This window comes from Quisquiliibacterium transsilvanicum (assembly GCF_014202215.1).
GTDB classification, from domain to species: domain Bacteria; phylum Pseudomonadota; class Gammaproteobacteria; order Burkholderiales; family Burkholderiaceae_E; genus Quisquiliibacterium; species Quisquiliibacterium transsilvanicum.
Map to the genome: position 1 here is coordinate 515,039 of NZ_JACHGB010000004.1, position 18,591 is coordinate 533,629.

At 69.1% G+C, this 18,591-nt stretch carries 17 protein-coding genes and 1 other RNA gene; 10 read left to right on the forward strand and 8 right to left on the reverse strand.

Going from position 1 to position 18,591, the window contains the following annotated elements; translation table 11 throughout:
• Window positions 1-71 precede the first annotated feature (71 nt).
• The 3 genes from rplS to HNQ70_RS11830 all read left to right on the forward strand — a co-directional run bounded on the left by rplS (window position 72) and on the right by HNQ70_RS11830 (window position 2,246).
• On the forward strand, window positions 72-443 hold the full coding sequence (gene rplS, locus HNQ70_RS11820) for a 50S ribosomal protein L19 (protein WP_183967694.1): 372 nt from the start codon (window positions 72-74) through the stop codon (window positions 441-443).
• 140 nt (window positions 444-583) lie between these two features.
• On the forward strand, window positions 584-1,297 hold the full coding sequence (locus tag HNQ70_RS11825) for a CoA pyrophosphatase (RefSeq protein WP_343060755.1): 714 nt from the start codon (window positions 584-586) through the stop codon (window positions 1,295-1,297).
• Between the two features lie 10 nt (window positions 1,298-1,307).
• The gene (locus HNQ70_RS11830) at window positions 1,308-2,246 is read left to right on the forward strand and encodes a CobD/CbiB family protein (protein WP_183967695.1); all 939 of its coding nucleotides are present in this window, start codon (window positions 1,308-1,310) and stop codon (window positions 2,244-2,246) included.
• A gap of 57 nt (window positions 2,247-2,303) precedes the next feature.
• Here HNQ70_RS11830 and rsgA read toward each other — a convergent pair whose 3' ends face one another.
• From rsgA to HNQ70_RS11845, 3 genes are read right to left on the reverse strand one after another with little or no spacing between them, the layout of a single operon-like run.
• On the reverse strand, window positions 2,304-3,215 hold the full coding sequence (gene rsgA / locus HNQ70_RS11835; RefSeq protein ID WP_343060756.1) for a ribosome small subunit-dependent GTPase A: 912 nt from the start codon (window positions 3,213-3,215) through the stop codon (window positions 2,304-2,306).
• A gap of 12 nt (window positions 3,216-3,227) precedes the next feature.
• Window positions 3,228-3,581 carry a 4a-hydroxytetrahydrobiopterin dehydratase gene (locus HNQ70_RS11840; RefSeq protein WP_343060758.1) on the reverse strand — a complete coding sequence of 118 codons (354 nt, stop codon included), beginning with the start codon at window positions 3,579-3,581 and terminating at the stop codon, window positions 3,228-3,230.
• Window positions 3,582-3,600: 19 nt separating this feature from the next.
• The gene (locus tag HNQ70_RS11845) at window positions 3,601-4,854 is read right to left on the reverse strand and encodes a M48 family metallopeptidase (protein WP_183967699.1); all 1,254 of its coding nucleotides are present in this window, start codon (window positions 4,852-4,854) and stop codon (window positions 3,601-3,603) included.
• A gap of 33 nt (window positions 4,855-4,887) precedes the next feature.
• Between HNQ70_RS11845 and orn the strand changes: the two genes are divergently transcribed.
• Complete coding sequence (orn, locus tag HNQ70_RS11850) at window positions 4,888-5,481, forward strand: oligoribonuclease (protein WP_183967701.1); 594 nt, start codon at window positions 4,888-4,890, stop codon at window positions 5,479-5,481.
• Window positions 5,482-5,501: 20 nt separating this feature from the next.
• Here orn and HNQ70_RS11855 read toward each other — a convergent pair whose 3' ends face one another.
• The 5 genes from HNQ70_RS11855 to trxA all read right to left on the reverse strand — a co-directional run bounded on the left by HNQ70_RS11855 (window position 5,502) and on the right by trxA (window position 10,962).
• Complete coding sequence (locus tag HNQ70_RS11855) at window positions 5,502-6,872, reverse strand: MATE family efflux transporter (RefSeq protein WP_183967704.1); 1,371 nt, start codon at window positions 6,870-6,872, stop codon at window positions 5,502-5,504.
• 22 nt (window positions 6,873-6,894) lie between these two features.
• The gene (locus HNQ70_RS11860; protein ID WP_183967706.1) at window positions 6,895-8,595 is read right to left on the reverse strand and encodes an ArnT family glycosyltransferase; all 1,701 of its coding nucleotides are present in this window, start codon (window positions 8,593-8,595) and stop codon (window positions 6,895-6,897) included.
• A 158-nt stretch (window positions 8,596-8,753) separates the two neighbouring features.
• Window positions 8,754-9,011, reverse strand: a complete 258-nt coding sequence (locus tag HNQ70_RS11865; protein WP_183967713.1) for a type B 50S ribosomal protein L31 — start codon at window positions 9,009-9,011, stop codon at window positions 8,754-8,756.
• Window positions 9,012-9,117: 106 nt separating this feature from the next.
• Window positions 9,118-10,380 carry a transcription termination factor Rho gene (gene rho / locus HNQ70_RS11870; RefSeq protein WP_183967715.1) on the reverse strand — a complete coding sequence of 421 codons (1,263 nt, stop codon included), beginning with the start codon at window positions 10,378-10,380 and terminating at the stop codon, window positions 9,118-9,120.
• Between the two features lie 261 nt (window positions 10,381-10,641).
• Window positions 10,642-10,962, reverse strand: a complete 321-nt coding sequence (trxA, locus tag HNQ70_RS11875; RefSeq protein WP_183967717.1) for a thioredoxin TrxA — start codon at window positions 10,960-10,962, stop codon at window positions 10,642-10,644.
• Window positions 10,963-11,038: 76 nt separating this feature from the next.
• On the opposite strand from trxA, the gene ffs reads away from it, so the two are divergent.
• The 6 genes from ffs (at window position 11,039) to carB (ending at window position 18,513) form a co-directional block, all read left to right on the forward strand.
• Window positions 11,039-11,137, forward strand: an RNA gene (gene ffs / locus HNQ70_RS11880) — signal recognition particle sRNA small type.
• Window positions 11,138-11,220: 83 nt separating this feature from the next.
• Window positions 11,221-12,852 carry a DNA polymerase III subunit gamma/tau gene (gene dnaX, locus HNQ70_RS11885; RefSeq protein ID WP_425504358.1) on the forward strand — a complete coding sequence of 544 codons (1,632 nt, stop codon included), beginning with the start codon at window positions 11,221-11,223 and terminating at the stop codon, window positions 12,850-12,852.
• A 103-nt stretch (window positions 12,853-12,955) separates the two neighbouring features.
• Complete coding sequence (locus HNQ70_RS11890) at window positions 12,956-13,282, forward strand: YbaB/EbfC family nucleoid-associated protein (protein ID WP_183967721.1); 327 nt, start codon at window positions 12,956-12,958, stop codon at window positions 13,280-13,282.
• A gap of 25 nt (window positions 13,283-13,307) precedes the next feature.
• Window positions 13,308-13,910: a recombination mediator RecR gene (gene recR, locus HNQ70_RS11895; RefSeq protein WP_183967723.1), complete on the forward strand. Its 603-nt coding sequence runs from the start codon at window positions 13,308-13,310 to the stop codon at window positions 13,908-13,910.
• A gap of 228 nt (window positions 13,911-14,138) precedes the next feature.
• On the forward strand, window positions 14,139-15,293 hold the full coding sequence (gene carA / locus HNQ70_RS11900) for a glutamine-hydrolyzing carbamoyl-phosphate synthase small subunit (RefSeq protein WP_183967733.1): 1,155 nt from the start codon (window positions 14,139-14,141) through the stop codon (window positions 15,291-15,293).
• A complete protein-coding gene (gene carB, locus HNQ70_RS11905; RefSeq protein ID WP_183967742.1) occupies window positions 15,286-18,513 on the forward strand; it encodes a carbamoyl-phosphate synthase large subunit in 3,228 nt (1,075 codons plus the stop codon). Before carA ends, carB begins: the two co-directional genes overlap by 8 nt.
• Window positions 18,514-18,591 lie beyond the last annotated feature (78 nt).

The following is an 18,591-nucleotide window of genomic DNA, read 5'->3' on the forward strand; positions in this document are numbered from 1 at the left end:
CTGGCGAGTTCCCTCGCCTTGCGCGGCCTGTCCGGCTACGAAGCCCGGTGCACGATGGCAAGGAGCAATCAATGAATCTCATCGAGCAACTCGAGCAGGAAGAAATTGTCCGCCTGGGCAAGACCATCCCCAGTTTCGCGCCGGGCGACACCGTGATCGTCAGCGTCCGGGTCGTCGAAGGCACGCGCAAGCGTCTGCAGGCCTACGAGGGCGTGGTCATCGCCAAGCGCAACCGCGGGCTGAACTCCAACTTCATCGTTCGCAAGATCTCCTCGGGCGAGGGCGTCGAGCGCACCTTCCAGACCTATTCGCCGCTGATCGACTCGATCGAGGTCAAGCGTCGTGGCGACGTCCGTCGCGCCAAGCTCTACTACCTCCGCGACCGCTCGGGCAAGTCCGCGCGCATCAAGGAAAAGCTGCCGGCGCGCAAGACGGCTGCGTGACCGCAGGCGGTCGTGCCCGGCCACGGCCGGGCATTGCAGGACGCGGGGCAGGGCGCTGCCCGCCCCGCGGGTTCGCGGCAGTTCGCGCTTGCGAACCAACGCCAGGCGCGCCAGGCGCGCGCTAGGCCAGCGGAGGTGCCGTGAGCGCTTCGCCAGGCAGTCTTGCCAATCTCATCCCCGACTTCGATCCGCGGCGCTCGCCGCTGGTGCGTCGCGACCATGACCTGCCCGCAGTAGCCGCGGAGCGACTTCTCGTCCAGGCGCTACGCGAGCGCCTGACCAACCCGCCCGCCTGGACCCCGGAGTTCTCCGGCGATCCGCCATGGCGCGCCTTCGCTGTGCCGCGGCCCGCTGCTGTGCTGGTGCCGATCGTCGCGCATCCCGGCGGCGCCACCATCCTGCTGACCGAGCGCTCTGCGCACCTCCGTGGCCACGCCGGGCAGGTGGCGTTCCCCGGCGGCGGCTGCGACCCCGAGGACTTCGACGCGGTGGACACCGCGCTGCGCGAGGCTCGCGAGGAAGTCGGCCTGCCGCGCGAGCGGGTGGAGATCGTGGCCCGCCTGCCCGACTACCTGACCGGCTCTGGCTACCGGGTGACGCCGGTCGTCGGGATCGTCGAGCCGGGCTTCGAGCTGCAGCTCGACAGCTTCGAGGTGGCCGAGGCCTTCGAAGTGCCAATCGGATACCTGATGGATCCGCGCCATCACGAGCAGCGCCGCATCGTGCTGCAGGGCGTCGTCGACCGGTCCTTCTATTCAATGCCGTGGCATGATCCCCGCCGGGACCGTGATTTCTTCATCTGGGGGGCCACTGCCGCGATGCTTCGCAACCTCTATCGCCTGCTGAGCGCCTGACGGGGGCCGAATGGGTTTCCTCGCACTCATCTTCGCCCTGCTGATCGAGCAGGGCAGGCCGCTGCCGGCAGGCAATGCCGTGCACCGTGGCTTCGTATGGCTCGCAGATTCCGTGATGGGCGGCACGAACGCGGGCGAGCGGCGTCATGGCGCTGCCGGATGGCTGCTCGTCGTCGGGGGCGCGGTCGCAGTGCTCTGGGGCGTGGAGCACCTGCTCGGCGGCATCCATCCGCTCGCGCTCTTCTGCCTGCACGTCGCGGTGCTCTACCTGACCGTCGGTTTCCGCCAGTTCAGCCATCCGTTCAGCGAGATCCAGCTGGCGCTGGCCTCGGGCGACATTCCGGCCGCCCGTACAACGCTGCAGGACTGGTTGCGTCGCGAGGACCCCGGGTTCGAGGTCGGCGATGCACCGGTTTCCGAGATCTGCAGGCTGGCGATCTCCAACGCGCTGATCGCGGCGCACCGGCATGTGTTCGGTCCGCTGTTCTGGTACATCGTGTTGCCCGGCGCCATCGGTCCGGTGCTGTTCCGCCTGGCCGAGCTGCTCGCCCGCAGGTGGCATCGGCCCGGCGAGCGCTACGGGGAATTCGCGCAGGGCGCGTTCCGAGTGATCGACTGGCTGCCGCTGCGCTTCTCGGCCACCGGCTTCGCGATCGTCGGCAATTTCGAGGACGCGGTGTACGCATGGCGCGGTGCGGTCGCCACTGGCGGCGCGGACGACGGCCGTTCGCTCCTGCTGGCTGCCGGCGGCGGTGCGCTCGGCCTGCGCCTGGCCGATCCAGGGGTGGAGGCGCGCTGGGCATCCGAGGGCGAGCAGGGCTTCGAGCTTCAGGGCGCGGAACCGGGCAGCGACGGGCTGCGCAGCGCGGTCGGCATGGTCTGGCGCTCGGTGGTCTTATGGATCGCGCTGTTCGCGATGCTGACACTGGCGAGCTGGCTCGGGCGCTGAGCGGTGCGCTGAGCGGTGCGTCAGGTCGGGCGCCGGGTCGCGCGCCAAACTGCGCGATCAGCCTCTGCCGGGCAGCCGGCGTGCCTGCGCGCGGCTTTCGGCGGCGACGCGCAGGAACAGCCGGTAGCGGATGACGTCGATCTCGCCGGCCTCGACCGCGCCCCGGATCGCACAGCCCGGCTCGTCGCCATGACTGCAGTTGTGGAAGCGGCACCTGCCCAGCAGCGGTCTGAATTCAGGCATGGCATGCACCCGCTGCGATTCCGACAGGTGGTCCAGGCCGAAGTTCTGGAAGCCAGGCGAGTCGATGATGCAGCCTTCGTCGCCGGGCAGCCTGAAGAGTCGGGTGAAGGTCGTCGTGTGGCGCCCGGCTGCGAGCGCCTGCGAAATCGCCTGCGTGCGCAGCTGCGCATCGGGCACCAGGCAGTTCACCAGCGTCGACTTGCCCATGCCGGACTCGCCCAGCAGCAGCGTGGTACGTCCCCGCAGCCAGGGCAGCAGCGTGGCTCGCGTCTCGTCGGGTGCGCTGCCGGCGGCGCAGTCGAGCACGGTGTAGCCGAGCGCTCGATACGCTGCGATCCGCGGTTCGATCGCGGCGCGCGCGGCCACGAGGTCGCGCTTGTTGACCAGCAGCGCGATCGGCACGTCCCCGGCCTCCGCGGCGAGCAGCACGCGCAGCAGCAGTTCCTCCGAAAAGGGCGGATCGGCCGCGATCACAATGCCGGCCTGGTCGACGTTGGCCGCGATCAGCTTGGTGCGGAAGGCGTCGCTGCGCTTGAATTCGTTGCGGCGCGGCGCGGCCGAGTCGATCACCGCCTGGCCGGAGCCCAGCAGGCCGATGCGCACCCGGTCGCCGGTGGCGAGGCTGCCGCGTTTGCCGCGGGTGACCGCGCTGAGGGTGGTGCCGTCCTCGTCGGTGCGAACCGCGAAGTGACGGCCGTAGCTCGCGACGATGGTTGCGTTGGGCACGGGGATTCAGTCCTAGGTTCTGGAAAAGGCGGCGTCGGTCATCGCGGCGCAGGCGAAATCGTTCATGGTCAGCCCGTTCGCAGAGTGCGTGCTCCAGCGCACCACGCAGCGATCATGGCCGACCAGGAGCTCGGGGTGATGGTCCTGCGCTTCGGCGAGCGCGGCGACCGCGTTGACGAAGTCGATGGCTGCCCGGTAGGAGGTGAAGCGGTACTCGCACGCCAGCTTGCCGGACTCCAGCCGCCAGCCTGGCAGCTGCGCGAGCAGCGCGGCTGCCTGCGCCGGGGCGAGCGCCGATGCGCTGCCCAGCGGGCGGCAGCGCCAGGCCAGCAGTTGCGCGTGGGTCAGGGGTGCGGCGTCGCTCACCGACCCAGCCTCGGTGCGTTCATGCGGCGAGCAGCCGGCCGATCCGCTGAGCGGCCGGCGGGTGCGAGTCATGGAAGGCCGAATGCAGCGGGTCGGGCGTCAGCGTGGCCGCATTGTCCTCGTAGAGCTTCACCAGGGCGCTGGCGAGCGCAGTGGCACGGGCGTTGCGGGCTGCGAAGGCGTCGGCTTCGAACTCGTGCCGGCGCGAGAGCAGGCTGAACAGCGGCTGCAGCGGGAAGGCGAAGACCGGCAGCGCGAGGAAGAAGAGCAGCAGGGCAAGGGCCTCGAAGTCGACCGGCGCGCCCACGCCCAGGCCCTGGTAGAACCAGGGCTGGCGGGCGAGCAGGCCCAGCAGCCAGAGTCCGGCCAGGCTGGTTGCCATGCCCAGCAGGATGCGCTTGCGGATGTGCTTCAGGCGGAAGTGGCCGAGCTCGTGCGCCAGCACCGCCTCGATCTCGTCCTCGTCGAGCCGTGAAAGCAGGGTGTCGAAGAAGACGATGCGCCGCGCGCGGCCGAAGCCCGTGAAGTACGCGTTGCCATGCGCCGAGCGGCGGCTGCCGTCCATCACGAACAGGCCGCGCGGCGCGAAGCCGCAACGCGTGAGCAGGGCTTCGACCCGGGTGCGCACAGGCCCGGGCGGAAGCGGCTCGAAGCGGTTGAACAGCGGCGCGATCACCGACGGGTACAGCCACATCACCAGGAGGCTGAAAGCGATCCAGAGCGCCCAGACCCAGAGCCACCAGGACTGGCCGGCGCTGCGCATCAGCCACAGCGCAGCCGCGGCAAGCGGCAGTCCGAGGGCTGCGCCGATCGCGGCGCCGCGCAGCAGATCGGCGGTCCAGAGCCGCAGGCTCATCCGGTTGAAGCCGAAGCGCTGCTCCAGCCGGAACTGGCGGTACCAGTCCATCGGCAGATCGAACAGCCCGCCGACCAGCACCACCGAGCCCACCAGCAGCACCTGGCGCAGCAGCGGAGCGTCCGGGAGCAGTGCGAGCCATGCGTTCTGCAGCCATTGCAGGCCGCCGAGCAGCGTGAACCCGACCAGCACCGCGCTGCCGAAGGCGGCCTCGAGCAGGCCGAGGCGCACCCGCGCCACCGTGTAGTCGGCGGCCCGCTGGTGCGCATGCAGCGGCACGCGCTGCGCGAAGGCTTCGGGCACCGCGCCGCGGTGGCGCGCCACGTGGCGCACCTGGCGACCGGCCAGCCAGTACCTGAGTGCGAGCGAGACGGCCAGTGCGGCCACGAACAGGGTACTGAAGGAAAGGGGAGTCAACTGCTGTGCCAGAATCCGGGTCGGAGAAAAATTATGTCACAGCCATCAATGCCCCCACAGGGCCCCAACGAGACCTGGCTGATCTGGGTCGACATGGAAATGAGCGGTCTCAACCCCGAGACCGATCGCATCATCGAGGTCGCGGTCGCGGTCACCGACGGCGAACTGAACCTGATCGCCGAGAGTGAGGCGTTCGCGGTGCACCAGCCGGACGCGGTCCTCGACGGCATGGACCAGTGGAACCGCTCGACCCACGGCAAGTCCGGCCTCACCGAGCGGGTGCGCGCCTCGCTGCTGAACGAGGCCGACGCGCAGGCCGCGATCATCGATTTCCTGCGCCCGCTGGTGCCGCCGGGCAAGTCGCCGATGTGCGGGAACTCGATCTGCCAGGATCGTCGCTTCATGGTGCGCTACATGCCGCAGCTCGAGGCCTATTTCCACTACCGCAACCTCGACGTCAGCACGCTGAAGGAGCTGTGCAAGCGCTGGCGGCCGGAAGTGGCGCGCGCCTTCGCCAAGCGCAGCGCACACACTGCGCTGGCGGACATTCGTGAGTCGATCGACGAGTTGCGCCACTACCGCGAGCACTTCATCGGCCAGGCTGCGCCGCCTTCGCCGGCAGGCTGAGGCCGGCCGGCGCACCAGCCTCACGCGGCCAGCGGCGCACCGGCCTCGTGCCGCCAGCGGCGCGCCGTCAGCAGGCCCAGGCCCACGGTGGCGGCCGCGAGCCCCACCGTGCCGGCCACCCAGAAGCCCAGGGCGCCGGTGCGTTCGCCGTTCAGGGCGCCCGCCAGATCGCCAGGCTGGGTCCCAAAGGTCAGCCACCAGCCGCCGCCCAGTCCGACGGCCCACATCGCGAGCACGTACACCACCATCGGCAGCGTGGCGATCTTGTAGGCCCGCAGGATGAAGCCGAACTGGGTCTGCATGCTGTCGAAGAAGTGGAAGACAGCCACCGCGGCGATCAGCGGCAGGCTGGCGCGCACCACCTCAAGGTCGCTGGTGTAGGCATGCGCGATCGGCAGCCGCCCTGCGAGCAGCACCGCCGCGGTCACCAGCGCAAGCCACACCGCAAGACGCAGCCCGGTCAGCGCGTAGCGCCTGGCGCGCTCCGGGTCGCCCGCTCCGATCGACTGGGCGACCAGGGTGCTGGTGGCGCTTGCCAGGCCAAGGCCGCCCATGTAGCAGATCCCGGTCAGGTTGGCCGCCACCTGGTGGCTCGCTGAAGTGGTGGCGCCCAGGCGGGCCAGGAACAGCGCCATGAAGGTGAATGAGGTGATCTCCACCGTGTACGCCGCGCCGATCGGCACCCCCAGCCGCAGCAGCTCGCCCATGCGGCGGCGGTCGGGCCGGCTGCGCTGCAGCAGCGCGAAGCGCGCGTAGGCCTGGTCCAGCGCCAGCCACAGGCCGGCCAGGACCGCCGAAAGCCAGGCGATGACGGCGGTGGCCACGCCGCATCCTGCGCCGCCCATCGCCGGGAGCCCGGCGTCCTCCCAGCCGTACATGAAGAGCGCGTTGAGCGGGATCTTCAGCGCAACCCCGACCAGGTTGATGTACATCACCACCTGCGGTCGGGAGATCGCTGTGTTCAGCGCATAGAAGGCGCGGAAGAAGAGCGCTGGCGGCAGTCCCGCCGCCACGGCCAGCAGATAGCCGCGCACCAGTTCCGCCACCTCGGGCGGCGGCGCGGCGAGCGCCAGCCAGGGGTCGGTCCAGGCGAGCGCCACGCAGCCCAGCAGCGACAGCGCCACCGCCAGCCAGAGCGCCTGCTGGAAGGAGGCGCCGATCTCGCCGTGCCGGCCCGCCCCGTAGTGCTGGGCAACGATCGGGGAGAGCCCGAGCAGGGTTCCCATCAGGCCGATGTAGACCGTGATGTAGATGCTGACGCCCACCCCGATCGCCGCCATGTCGTTTGCCGACAGCCGTCCGACCATCACGGTGTCGATGACGCCATTCAGCATCACCGCGAGCTGGCCGATGAACACCGGCCAGGCAAGCCGCAGGATGTCCTTGCGCATGGGGCTCCGCGGCACAGGATGCTCAGTCGGCGCGGCGGTAGAGGCGCAGCCGCTCGTCGCGGTCGCGCAGGCGGCCGCCCTCCCAGTGCAGCGTCCATCCCGGCACGGGCTCCGGCGTGGTCCGCGCCAGCGGCCCGGTGTCCTGCACCAGCAGCCAGTCGCAGTCGCCATCCGGCGGACCGAACTTCAACCGGCCGAAGTAGAACAGCGTGGCGCGCTGCGCCGACCCCAGGGCGCGGGTGCCAACACATCGGTAGCCGTCGGGCAGCGCCTGCGCTGCGCGCTGGGCCACCTCCCGGTAGGTGTTGCGCTCGTTGAACGCCGGCAGCCACAGGGTCATCAGCAGGAACCAGGCGAGCACCAGGCCGCCGGAAGAAAGCACCACTGCGCGCCAGATCATCGGCGGATGACGCGCCACCCGCCAGCGCACCAGGGCGATCCAGGCGAGGCTGGCCAGCAGGCCCGCCGCAACGTCGAGCAGGATCCAGTCGGGCTCGAAGCCCGGTGCAATCCGCGCGGCGCGGTAGGCCATCCGCGGCGGATAGCCGACCACGAATGCGACCCAGTAGGCCCAGACGACGAGACCGATCAGGCTGTAGGTCATCACCGCGAACCAGTCGACCAGGCTCACCACGTTGCGCCGCAACGTCGGCAGTCCGAGCGCGGCGAGCATCGCCAGCGGCAGCGCGGCGGGCAGCAGCTGGCTTCCCTGGGCTGCCGATCCGGCCAGCGACATCAGGGCGATCGCGCCCAGGTTGACCAGCGGCAATGCGATCGCCGGCTCTCCGAGCCGGCCGCGCCAGCGCAGCGCCGCCCACAGCGCGACCGGCCAGCTCGGCCAGAAGTACCAGGGCAGGGTGCGCAGCAGGTAGAGCGCGTCGTCGATGTCAGGGCTGGCCAGCTGCGCCTGGTTCCAGGCCAGCCAGGCGGCCAGGTGCAGTCGCCCCGCCTCGCCGGACGCGAGCAGCGCGAGCGGCCAGAGCAGGCCGATGAGGATCCCGGCCGGCAGCACCGTGGCGAGCCACCGGCCCGCCACGAGCCGGTACGGACGGGAGGCCAGCGGCAGCGCCAGCGCAGTCAGCAGCAGCACTGCGGCCGGCAGCAGTCCTTTCGTCATCACCGATGCGCCGATCGCGGCGCCGGCCAGCAGGCCGCCCGACAGCGGCCGCTCCAGCGCGCGCGCCGCGCCGAGCATGAACAGCCCGCAGAGCACCAGCTGGGCAGCATCGGCGGTGGTTTCATGGACGCGCGCGATGACGCCGATGGTGGCCAGCAGCACCAGCAGCCCCGAGTCGGCAATCGCCCGCCCGAAGTCGATCCGCGAGGCCGCCGCGCCCAGCGGGTCCGCCGGCAGCACGCCGGGACGCCGCGCCAGCGCGTAGATCGCATACCAGGTGGCCACGAACAGCAGCACCAGCCCGAGCATGGCGGCGACCACCGTCGCTGCGTGCTCGCTCAGCGGCAGCACGCGGGCTGCGGCGGCGCCAAACCAGAAGGGAAGCGGACCCGCGCCCGGCGTCGGCTCGCCCGCGATGTTCGGGATCAGCCAGTCCGCGGCCGAGCCGCGCGCCATCGACAGCGCCACCCCGAAGCCCGCGGCGTCCGCATGGCGCCAGGGGTCCCGCCCGACGAAGCCCGGCAGGATGTAGAGCGCGCACAGCAGCAGCAGCCCCCACCTGGGGAGCTTGCCAGCTTGCAGTTCGGTGACCAGGAACGGGCGCATCGTGCCGACGATAAACAATATCCGCAGGGCTGCGTCGCCCGTGTCCGGAAAAAACAAAGGCAGCCTGCGGCTGCCTCGTGTCGTGTCGGCGGGGCGTCAGGCCCCGCCGGGGCCCGGGGCCCCTGCCCGGTGGCCGGCAGGGCCGGCCACCACGCCGCTCAGCCGGCCTTGCCGGCGCGCGCGAACTTCTGGCGGAACTTCTCGACCCGGCCGGTCTCGTTGATGCGCTGCTGCGCACCCGTGTAGAACGGATGGGATTCCGAGGTCACGTCCAGCTTCATGAGCGGGTACTCGTTGCCGTCGTCCATCTTGATCTTTTCACGGGTGACCACGGTGGAGCGCGTGATGAACTTGAAACCGCTGGCCATGTCCTGGAAGACGACTTCGCGGTAGCTCGGGTGGATGCCTTCTTTCATCGTGGTTCCCTCTGGTGTGTGACGACCGCCGCCCCCAGGGCGCGCGAATCCGGCACGGTTTGTCAGGTGCTGAATTCTCAGCCAAGCCTTGGATTATAAGGCGAAATCATCCGCCCCGCTTCATCATGTCGAAGAAGTCCTGGTTGCTCTTCGTCTGCCGCATCTTGTCGAGCAGGAACTCCATCGCAGCGATTTCGTCCATGTCGTGCAGCAGCTTGCGCAGGATCCAGATCTTCTGCAGGGCTTCCGGCTTGATCAGCAGCTCCTCGCGGCGCGTGCCCGAGCGCGAGATGTTGATGGCGGGGTAGACCCGCTTCTCCATCATCCGGCGGTCCAGGTGCAGCTCCATGTTGCCGGTGCCCTTGAACTCCTCGTAGATCACCTCGTCCATCCGGCTGCCGGTGTCGATCAGCGCGGTGGCGATGATGGTCAGCGAGCCGCCTTCCTCGATGTTGCGCGCCGCGCCGAAGAAGCGCTTGGGACGCTGCAGCGCGTTGGCGTCGACGCCCCCGGTCAGCACCTTGCCGGAGGCCGGCACCACGGTGTTGTAGGCGCGCGCCAGGCGGGTGATCGAGTCGAGCAGGATGACCACGTCGCGCTTGTGTTCGACCAGCCGCTTCGCCTTCTCGATGACCATTTCGGCGACCTGCACGTGGCGGGTGGCGGGCTCGTCGAAGGTGGACGCAACCACCTCGCCGCGCACCGACCGGCTCATCTCGGTGACCTCCTCGGGGCGCTCGTCGATCAGCAGCACGATCAGCGTGACTTCGGGGTGGTTCGTGGTGATGGCGTGCGCGATGTGCTGCATCAGCACCGTCTTGCCGGCCTTCGGCGGCGCAACGATCAGGCCGCGCTGGCCGGCGCCGATCGGCGCGATCATGTCGATGATCCGCCCGGTGATGTTCTCTTTCGCCTCGATGTTGCGCTCGAGGGTCATCACCCGGTCGGGGTGCAGCGGCGTGAGGTTCTCGAACAGGATCTTGTTCTTGCTCGCCTCGGGCGGCTCGCCGTTGATCTTGTCGACCTTCACCAGCGCGAAGTAGCGCTCGCCTTCCTTCGGCGTGCGCACCTCGCCTTCGATGGTGTCGCCGGTGTGCAGGTTGAAGCGGCGGATCTGCGACGGCGAGATGTAGATGTCGTCGGTGCTGGCCAGGTACGAGGTCTCGGGCGAGCGAAGGAAGCCGAAGCCGTCAGGCAGGACCTCGAGCACTCCGTCGCCGAAGATGGTTTCGCCGGTCTTGGCCTTGCGCTTCAGGATGGCGAACATCAGCTCCTGCTTGCGCATCCGCTGCGGGCCCTCGATGTCGAGACCCGTTGCCATTTCGATCAGCTGCGAGACGTGCAGCGCCTTCAGTTCGGAAAGGTGCATCGATTCAGACTCCCCGCGGGGAAGTGGAAAGCATCCGGAAACGGACGTGGGGTGTGGAAGATCGTGGAGATCGACTGGAATTCGGTCTGCGACGGGACGGAAAGCGGGCGGGCGCTGCGCGTGCCAGCCGGCGTGTGGCCGGATGTCAGCGGGTCGTGGGACTTCGGGCGGGGAATCGCCCACAGAGACGACGCGGCGCCCGGCAGATGTTGGGCGCCGCGAGCGGCGGCACGCTTGCGCGAGCCGCGAGATTACAACGAATCAGAGATGACTGTCCAGAAAGAGCGTGAGCTGCGATTTCGACAAAGCGCCGACCTTGGTGGCGACCTGCGCGCCGTTCTTGAAGAGCATCAGCGTGGGAATGCCGCGGATTCCGTACTTGCTGGCCGTGGCGTTATTCTCGTCGACGTTGACCTTGGCGATCTGCAGTCGGCCCTCGTAGTCGCGCGCGACCTCTTCGAGGATCGGGGCGATCATTTTGCACGGCCCGCACCACTCGGCCCAGTAGTCGACGAGCACAGGTGCTTCGGCCTTGAGGACGTCCTGGTCGAAGGAGGCGTCCGAAACGTGTTTGATTGACATGGTCTGCGATCCCTTTCTGCGTACCAAAAAATACCACAGGCCGGCGCCGGGCCCGCGGCTGATAGAATCACTTCCGGGCGGGCCTCCCCGCATTGCGGCATGGTGAACCTGGTCAGATCCGGAAGGAAGCAGCCACAGCCAATCGCCGTGAGTGCCGGGGTTCCGGCTCGCCCACCCGTCTTTCGCAGGCGCGCCCCTTCCCATGCACCCCTCTCTCTCTGATCCGGTCACCAGCCGGCCGTTCTCATGAGTCATCAGGTGCTGGCACGCAAGTGGCGTCCGCGCGACTTCGAGTCGCTGGTCGGCCAGGAGCATGTCGTGCGTGCCCTGTCGCACGCGCTGGAAACAGGCCGCCTGCATCACGCCTACCTGTTCACCGGCACGCGCGGCGTCGGCAAGACGACGATCGCGCGCATCCTGGCCAAGTCGCTGAACTGCGAGGCAGGGCAGGGCGCGCATCCATGCGGCCGCTGCCGGGCCTGCACCGAGATCGACGAGGGGCGCTTCCCCGACTATCTCGAGCTCGACGCCGCCTCCAACCGCGGCGTCGAAGAGATGGTGCAGTTGCTCGAGAACGCCGTCTACTCGCCGGTTTCGGGACGCTACAAGGTCTACGTGATCGACGAGGTGCACATGCTGAGCACGCATGCGTTCAATGCGATGCTCAAGACCCTCGAAGAGCCGCCGCCGCACGTCGTCTTCATCCTGGCGACCACCGACCCGCAGAAGGTGCCAGTGACGGTGCTGTCGCGCTGCCTGCAGTTCAACCTGAAGAACATGCCGCCCGCGGCGATCGCAGGGCATCTTGTGCGCGTTCTGCAGGCCGAGGGCATTCCGGCCGAGCCCCCCGCCCTGGCCCTGATCGGACGGGCCGCTGCCGGCAGCATGCGCGATGCGCTGTCGCTGCTCGACCAGGCGATCGCCTTCTCCGCGGGCAACGTCGACGAGGCGGCCGTGCGCGAGATGCTCGGTGTGGTCGATCGCAGGCATCTCGAGCAGCTGCTGGAGGCGCTGGTGGCGGGCGACGGCCCCGGGCTGGTCGCGGTTGCCGATTCGATGCTGGCGGGCAATGCGCCCTTCGGCCGCACGCTGGCCGACCTTGCCGCGCTCCTGCAGCGGATCGCGCTTGCGCAGGTCGGCGTCCTCGGCGACGAGGACGACCCGGACGCGCTCCAGCGGCGTGCACGCGAGATCCCTGCCGAAGACCTGCAGGTCTGGTACCAGATTGCGATCCATGGCGCGCGCGACCTCCCGCTGGCGCCCGACGAGCACACCGGCTTCACCATGACGCTGCTGCGGCTGCTGGCGTTCCGGCCTGGCGAGACTCCGCCGTCGGCGCGGCAGGCCGCGCTTCGTCCGCCGGCTGGCCGAGTGTCACAGCCGGGCGTCGCGCAGCAGGCAGCGCCGCAGCAAGCCGCCGCCCCGCAGCAGCCCGCCGCCCCGCAGCAGCCCGCCGCCCCGCAGCGGGCGTCCCAGAGCACTGAGCAGGCGCCGCGTGCGGCTGCCCGGGCCTTCGATGGCGACTGGCCGGCGCTCGCGGCTGCGCTGCAGGTCGGGGGCTTCACGCAGCAGTTCATGCAGCAGAGCGAGCTGATCGAGGCCGACGGACTGTCGTTCCGGGTGCGCGTCCCCATCCGGCCGCTCGCCGAACCCGGCACCGTCGCCAGGGTCAGGGATGCGCTCGCTGCGCATTTCGGTGCGCCGGTGCGGCTGTCGGCCGAGGTAGGCACGGTGGCCGGACAGACCGCGGCGGCAGTCGCGTCGCAGCAGCGCAGCGAGCGGCTCCAGCAGGCCCAGGAGGCGATGGAGTCAGATCCCTTCGTGCAGACGCTGATCACGGATTTCGGCGGCCGGATCGTTCCCGGGTCGGTGCGCCCCAACGAAGGCTGAGCCGGGCGCAGCCGCCCTCGCAGCCGGCGCCACCCGTCGCACAACATCGCAACCCATCGCAACCCATCGCAACCCATCGAACGAGCCACAAGGAGCACCCGCAATGATGAAGGGACAACTCGCCGGCCTGATGAAGCAGGCCCAGCAGATGCAGGACAACATGCGCCGCATGCAGGAGCAGTTGGCGGACGTGGAAGTGGAAGGCCAGGCCGGCGCCGGTCTCGTCAAGGTCGTGGTGACCTGCCGCAACGAGGTCAAGCGCTTCAGCATCGATCCCTCCCTGCTGGCGGACGACAAGGACATGCTCGAGGACCTGCTGGTGGCGGCCACCAACGACGCCCTGCGCAAGGCCGAGCAGACCTCGCAGGAGAAGATGGGCAGCCTCACCGCCGGGCTGCCGTTGCCGCCCGGCTTCAAGATGCCGTTCTGATCATGGCGCCGGGACGGGCCGCGCGTTGAAGGCTCCCGCCGCCCTCGAGCAGCTGACCGCCGCCCTGAAGCGCCTGCCGGGCGTCGGGCCGAAGTCGGCCCAGCGCTTCGCCTACTACCTGCTGCAGCATGACCGCGAGGGCGCGCGCCTGATCGCCCGCGCCCTGGACGACGCGGTGGCGCGGATCCGCCATTGCGTGCGCTGCAACACCTTCTCCGAAGCCGAGGTCTGCGAGACCTGCGCGTCGCCGCGCCGCGACGCAGGGCTGCTGTGCGTGGTCGAGACCCCTTCCGACCAGCTGATGGTCGAGCAGACGCTGTCCTACGGCGGGCTCTACTTCGTCCTGATGGGCAGGCTGTCCCCGCTCGATGGCGTCGGCCCCAAGGAGATCCATCTCGATCGCCTGCTGGCGCGCGCCACCGACGGTCAGGTGCGCGAGGTGATCCTGGCGACCAACTTCACCCAGGAAGGCGAGGCGACCGCCCACTACATCGGCGAGCTGCTGCGTGCCCGAGGCCTGCGCGTGACGCGGCTGGCCCGTGGAGTGCCGGTGGGCAGCGAGCTCGAGTACGTCGATCCCGGCACCATCGCCCACGCGCTGCGCGACCGCCGCATCGTCGACGACTGAGCAGCCGTGTCCTCCGTCAGGCGATGGAGGGCGCGTGCCGTGCGATTGCGTTGCGCTGCGGCATGCATTCGGGCCGCAGCGGGTCGGCGCTCCGTGCTAAAATTCGTCGGTTAAACCGCTTCCGGCCAGCCCAGCGCCGATCCCCCCGACTCTCCCTGAGTGGCATCGCCGACTCGTCCGCGACGAGCGGGCGGCAGCGCGCGGGCAAGGCTGAACAGGAGTCTTTCCTTGCTGCCCCAATTGCCCCCCGCACTGCTGGCGCTCGCCGACGGCACCGTCTTCCGAGGCCATTCGATCGGCGCCGCCACGCAGTCCGTCGGCGAGGTGGTGTTCAACACCTCGATGACCGGCTACCAGGAGATCCTCACGGATCCCAGCTACTGCCGGCAGATCGTCACCCTCACCTATCCGCACATCGGCAACACCGGCGTCAACGCCGAGGATGAGGAATCAGGGCGCATCCAGGCGGCCGGCCTGGTGATCCGCGACCTGCCGCTGCGTGTCTCCAACTTCCGCAGCGAAGGCACGCTCTCCGATTACCTGCGGCGCCAGGGCGTGCCCGGCATCGCGGGGATCGATACGCGCCGCCTCACCCGCATCCTGCGCGAGAAGGGCGCCCAGGGCGGCTGTCTTGTCGCGGGCGCCGCGCCCGGGCAGCAGCTCGACGAGCAGGCGGCAGTGGCCGCCGCGCGCGGCTTCCCCGGCCTTGCCGGCCTGGACCTGGCCAAGGTGGTAAGCACTGCTGCCGCATACCCCTGGACCGAGGGCACCTGGAGGCTTGGCGAGGGTCATCCGACGATGCCGCCCGCCCGGTTCAAGGTCGCTGCCTTCGACTTCGGCGTGAAGCGCAACATCCTGCGCCTGCTTGCGGGCCGCGGCTGCGAGGTCACCGTGCTGCCGGCGCAGGCGAGCGCGGCCGACGCGCTCGCGCTGAATCCGGACGGAATCTTCCTGTCCAACGGCCCCGGAGATCCCGAGCCCTGCGACTACGCTGTCGAGGCCACGCGTGAACTCGTCGAGCGCGGCATTCCCACTTTCGGCATCTGCCTGGGCCACCAGATCCTCGGCCTGGCCTCCGGCGCCCGGACCATGAAGATGAAGTTCGGCCATCACGGCGCCAACCATCCGGTCAAGGACCTGGACTCCGGGCAGGTGCTGATCACCAGCCAGAACCACGGCTTCGCGGTGGACGCCCAGACGCTGCCGTCCACCATGCGCGTCACCCACGTTTCGCTGTTCGACGGTTCGCTCCAGGGAATGGCGCGCACCGACCGTCCGGCGTTCTCCTTCCAGGGTCACCCTGAAGCGAGCCCCGGCCCGCACGACATCGGCTATCTGTTCGACCGTTTTGTCGCGCTGATGGAGAACCACAAGAATGCCTAAGCGTACCGACATCCAGAGCATCCTCATCATCGGCGCCGGCCCGATCGTCATCGGCCAGGCCTGCGAGTTCGACTACTCCGGAGCGCAGGCCTGCAAGGCCCTTCGCGAGGAGGGCTTCCGGGTCGTGCTGGTCAACAGCAACCCGGCGACCATCATGACCGACCCGGAGACGGCCGACGTCACCTACGTCGAGCCGATCACCTGGCAGGTGGTCGAGGCCATCATCGCCAAGGAGCGTCCGGACGCCATCCTGCCGACGATGGGCGGCCAGACCGCGCTGAACTGCGCGCTCGACCTGCACCGTCACGGCGTGCTCGAGAAGTACGGCGTCGAGCTGATCGGCGCCTCGCCCGAGGCGATCGACAAGGCCGAGGACCGCTCCAAGTTCAAGGAGGCGATGACGAAGATCGGGCTGGGTTCCGCCCGCTCCGGCATCGCCCACTCGATCGAGGAGGCCTGGGCGGTGCAGCGCACCCTCGGTTTCCCGGCCATCATCCGGCCCAGCTTCACGCTGGGCGGCACCGGTGGCGGAATCGCCTACAACGGCGAGGAATTCGAGACCATCTGCAAGCGCGGGCTCGAGGCCTCGCCGACCAACGAGCTGCTGATCGAGGAGAGCCTGATCGGCTGGAAGGAGTTCGAGATGGAGGTTGTCCGCGACCGCGCGGACAACTGCATCATCGTCTGCTCGATCGAGAACCTCGACCCCATGGGCATCCACACCGGCGACTCGATCACCGTCGCGCCGGCGCAGACGCTCACCGACAAGGAATACCAGCTGCTGCGCAGCGCCTCGATCGCCATCCTGCGCGAGATCGGCGTCGACACCGGCGGCTCCAACGTGCAGTTCGCGATCAATCCGGCCGACGGCCGGATGATCGTGATCGAGATGAACCCGCGCGTGTCCCGTTCCTCGGCGCTGGCCTCGAAGGCGACCGGTTTCCCGATCGCGAAGATCGCCGCCAAGCTCGCGGTCGGCTACACGCTGGACGAATTGCGCAACGACATCACCGGCGGCGCCACGCCTGCGTCCTTCGAGCCGACGATCGACTACGTCGTCACCAAGATCCCGCGCTTTGCGTTCGAGAAGTTCCCGCAGGCCGATTCGCACCTCACCACGCAGATGAAATCGGTGGGCGAGGTGATGGCCATCGGGCGCACCTTCCAGGAGTCCTTCCAGAAGGCGCTGCGCGGGCTCGAGGTCGGCGTCGACGGCATGAACGAGAAGACCACCGACCGCGAAACCATCGAGGAGGAACTCGGCGAGCCCGGCCCCGAGCGGATCTGGTACGTGGGTGACGCGTTCGCGCAGGGCTTCAGCATCGACGAGGTGCATGAGCTCACCCACATCGACCCCTGGTTCCTCGCGCAGATCGAGGAGATCGTCAAGCTCGAGCTGGAGCTCGAGAAGCGCACGATCGGCGACCTCGATCGCGACACGCTGCTGTTCCTCAAGCGCAAGGGCTTCTCCGATCGCCGGCTGGCCTGGCTGCTCGACACCACCGAGAACGAGGTCCGCAAGCTGCGCCGCGAGCTTGGCGTGCGCCCCGTCTACAAGCGGGTCGACACCTGCGCGGCCGAGTTCGCCACCTCCACGGCCTACCTGTACTCCACCTACGAGGACGAGTGCGAGGCCGCGCCCAGCGACCGGAAGAAGATCATCGTGCTCGGCGGGGGCCCCAACCGGATCGGCCAGGGCATCGAGTTCGACTACTGCTGCGTCCACGCCGCCTTCGCCCTGCGCGAGGATGGCTACGAGACCATCATGGTCAACTGCAACCCCGAGACGGTGTCCACCGACTACGACACCAGCGACCGCCTCTACTTCGAGCCGCTCACGCTCGAGGACGTGCTCGAGATCGTCGACCTGGAGAAGCCGGTCGGCGTCATCGTCCAATACGGCGGCCAGACGCCGCTGAAGCTGGCCAAGGCGCTCGAGGCCAACGGCGTGCCGATCATCGGCACCTCGCCCGAGAGCATCGACATCGCCGAGGACCGCGAGCGCTTCCAGAAGCTGCTGGTGAAGCTGGGCCTGCTGCAGCCGCCCAACCGCACCGCGCGCACCGAGGCCGACGCCATCGCGCTGGCCCAGGAGATCGGCTATCCGCTGGTGGTGCGGCCGAGCTATGTGCTGGGCGGGCGCGCGATGGAGATCGTGCACGAGCAGAAGGACCTGGAGCGCTACATGCGCGAGGCCGTCAAGGTGAGCAACGACAGCCCGGTGCTGCTCGACCGCTTCCTGAACGACGCCATCGAGGTGGACGTCGACTGCCTGTGCGACGGCGAGCGCGTGTTCATCGGCGGCGTCATGGAGCACATCGAGCAGGCCGGCGTGCACTCCGGCGACTCGGCCTGTTCGCTGCCGCCTTACTCGCTGTCGCCGGCGCTGGTCCAGGAAATCGAGCGCCAGACCGAACTGATGGCGCGTGCGCTGAAGGTCGTCGGCCTGATGAACGTGCAGTTCGCGATCCAGCAGGGCGGCGAATCCGGCGCGGACCGGGTCTACGTCCTGGAGGTGAATCCGCGCGCCTCGCGGACCGTGCCCTTCGTGTCCAAGGCGACCGGCCTGCAGCTGGCGAAGATCGCGGCGCGCTGCATGGCCGGCCGCACGCTGGCGCAGCAGGGCATTGGCGCCGAAGTCGTGCCGAAGTACTTCTCGGTGAAGGAGGCGGTGTTCCCCTTCGTGAAGTTCCCCGGCGTCGACACCATCCTCGGGCCCGAGATGAAGTCCACTGGCGAGGTGATGGGCGTGGGCTACACCTTCGGCGAGGCCTTCGTGAAGTCGCAGCTCGCCGCCGGCGTGCGGCTGCCCGAGTCCGGCACTGTCTTCATCTCAGTGAAGAACGCCGACAAGCCGGCCGTGGTGACGCTCGCCAGGGCGCTGCACGAGATCGGCTTCAAGCTGGTGGCCACCAAGGGCACCGCCGCGGCGATCGCTGCGCAGGGCATCCCGGTCTCGGCGGTCAACAAGGTCCAGGAAGGCCGGCCCCACGTGGTCGACATGCTCAAGAACGGCGAGATCGCGCTCGTCATCAACACCGTCGAGGAGCGGCGCGGCGCAATCACCGATTCGCGCTCGATCCGCACCACCGCGCTCGCCCAGCGCGTCACCTACTACACCACGATGGCGGGCGCCCGGGCCGCGGTTGAAGGCCTGCGCGCGTTGCGCGGCTTCGAGGTCTACAGCCTGCAGGAACTGCATGGCGCCCTGACCGCCTGATCGTCGGGCGATCAAGCCGGCCGCGCCGCTCCCGCGAGGGGCGGCGCGGCCGATCTCTTTGAACCCGGTCCAACCCCG

What these genes read in the sequence shown, in the direction of transcription:
- rplS (WP_183967694.1), top strand. Translation starts at nt 72, where the DNA reads ATGAATCTCATCGAGCAACTCGAGCAGGAAGAAATTGTCCGCCTGGGC.
- HNQ70_RS11830 (WP_183967695.1), top strand. Translation starts at nt 1,308, where the DNA reads ATGGGTTTCCTCGCACTCATCTTCGCCCTGCTGATCGAGCAGGGCAGG.
- orn (WP_183967701.1), top strand. Translation starts at nt 4,888, where the DNA reads ATGTCACAGCCATCAATGCCCCCACAGGGCCCCAACGAGACCTGGCTG.
- HNQ70_RS11855 (WP_183967704.1), bottom strand. Translation starts at nt 6,872, where the DNA reads ATGCGCAAGGACATCCTGCGGCTTGCCTGGCCGGTGTTCATCGGCCAG.
- HNQ70_RS11860 (WP_183967706.1), bottom strand. Translation starts at nt 8,595, where the DNA reads ATGCGCCCGTTCCTGGTCACCGAACTGCAAGCTGGCAAGCTCCCCAGG.
- HNQ70_RS11865 (WP_183967713.1), bottom strand. Translation starts at nt 9,011, where the DNA reads ATGAAAGAAGGCATCCACCCGAGCTACCGCGAAGTCGTCTTCCAGGAC.
- rho (WP_183967715.1), bottom strand. Translation starts at nt 10,380, where the DNA reads ATGCACCTTTCCGAACTGAAGGCGCTGCACGTCTCGCAGCTGATCGAA.
- trxA (WP_183967717.1), bottom strand. Translation starts at nt 10,962, where the DNA reads ATGTCAATCAAACACGTTTCGGACGCCTCCTTCGACCAGGACGTCCTC.
- HNQ70_RS11890 (WP_183967721.1), top strand. Translation starts at nt 12,956, where the DNA reads ATGATGAAGGGACAACTCGCCGGCCTGATGAAGCAGGCCCAGCAGATG.
- carB (WP_183967742.1), top strand. Translation starts at nt 15,286, where the DNA reads ATGCCTAAGCGTACCGACATCCAGAGCATCCTCATCATCGGCGCCGGC.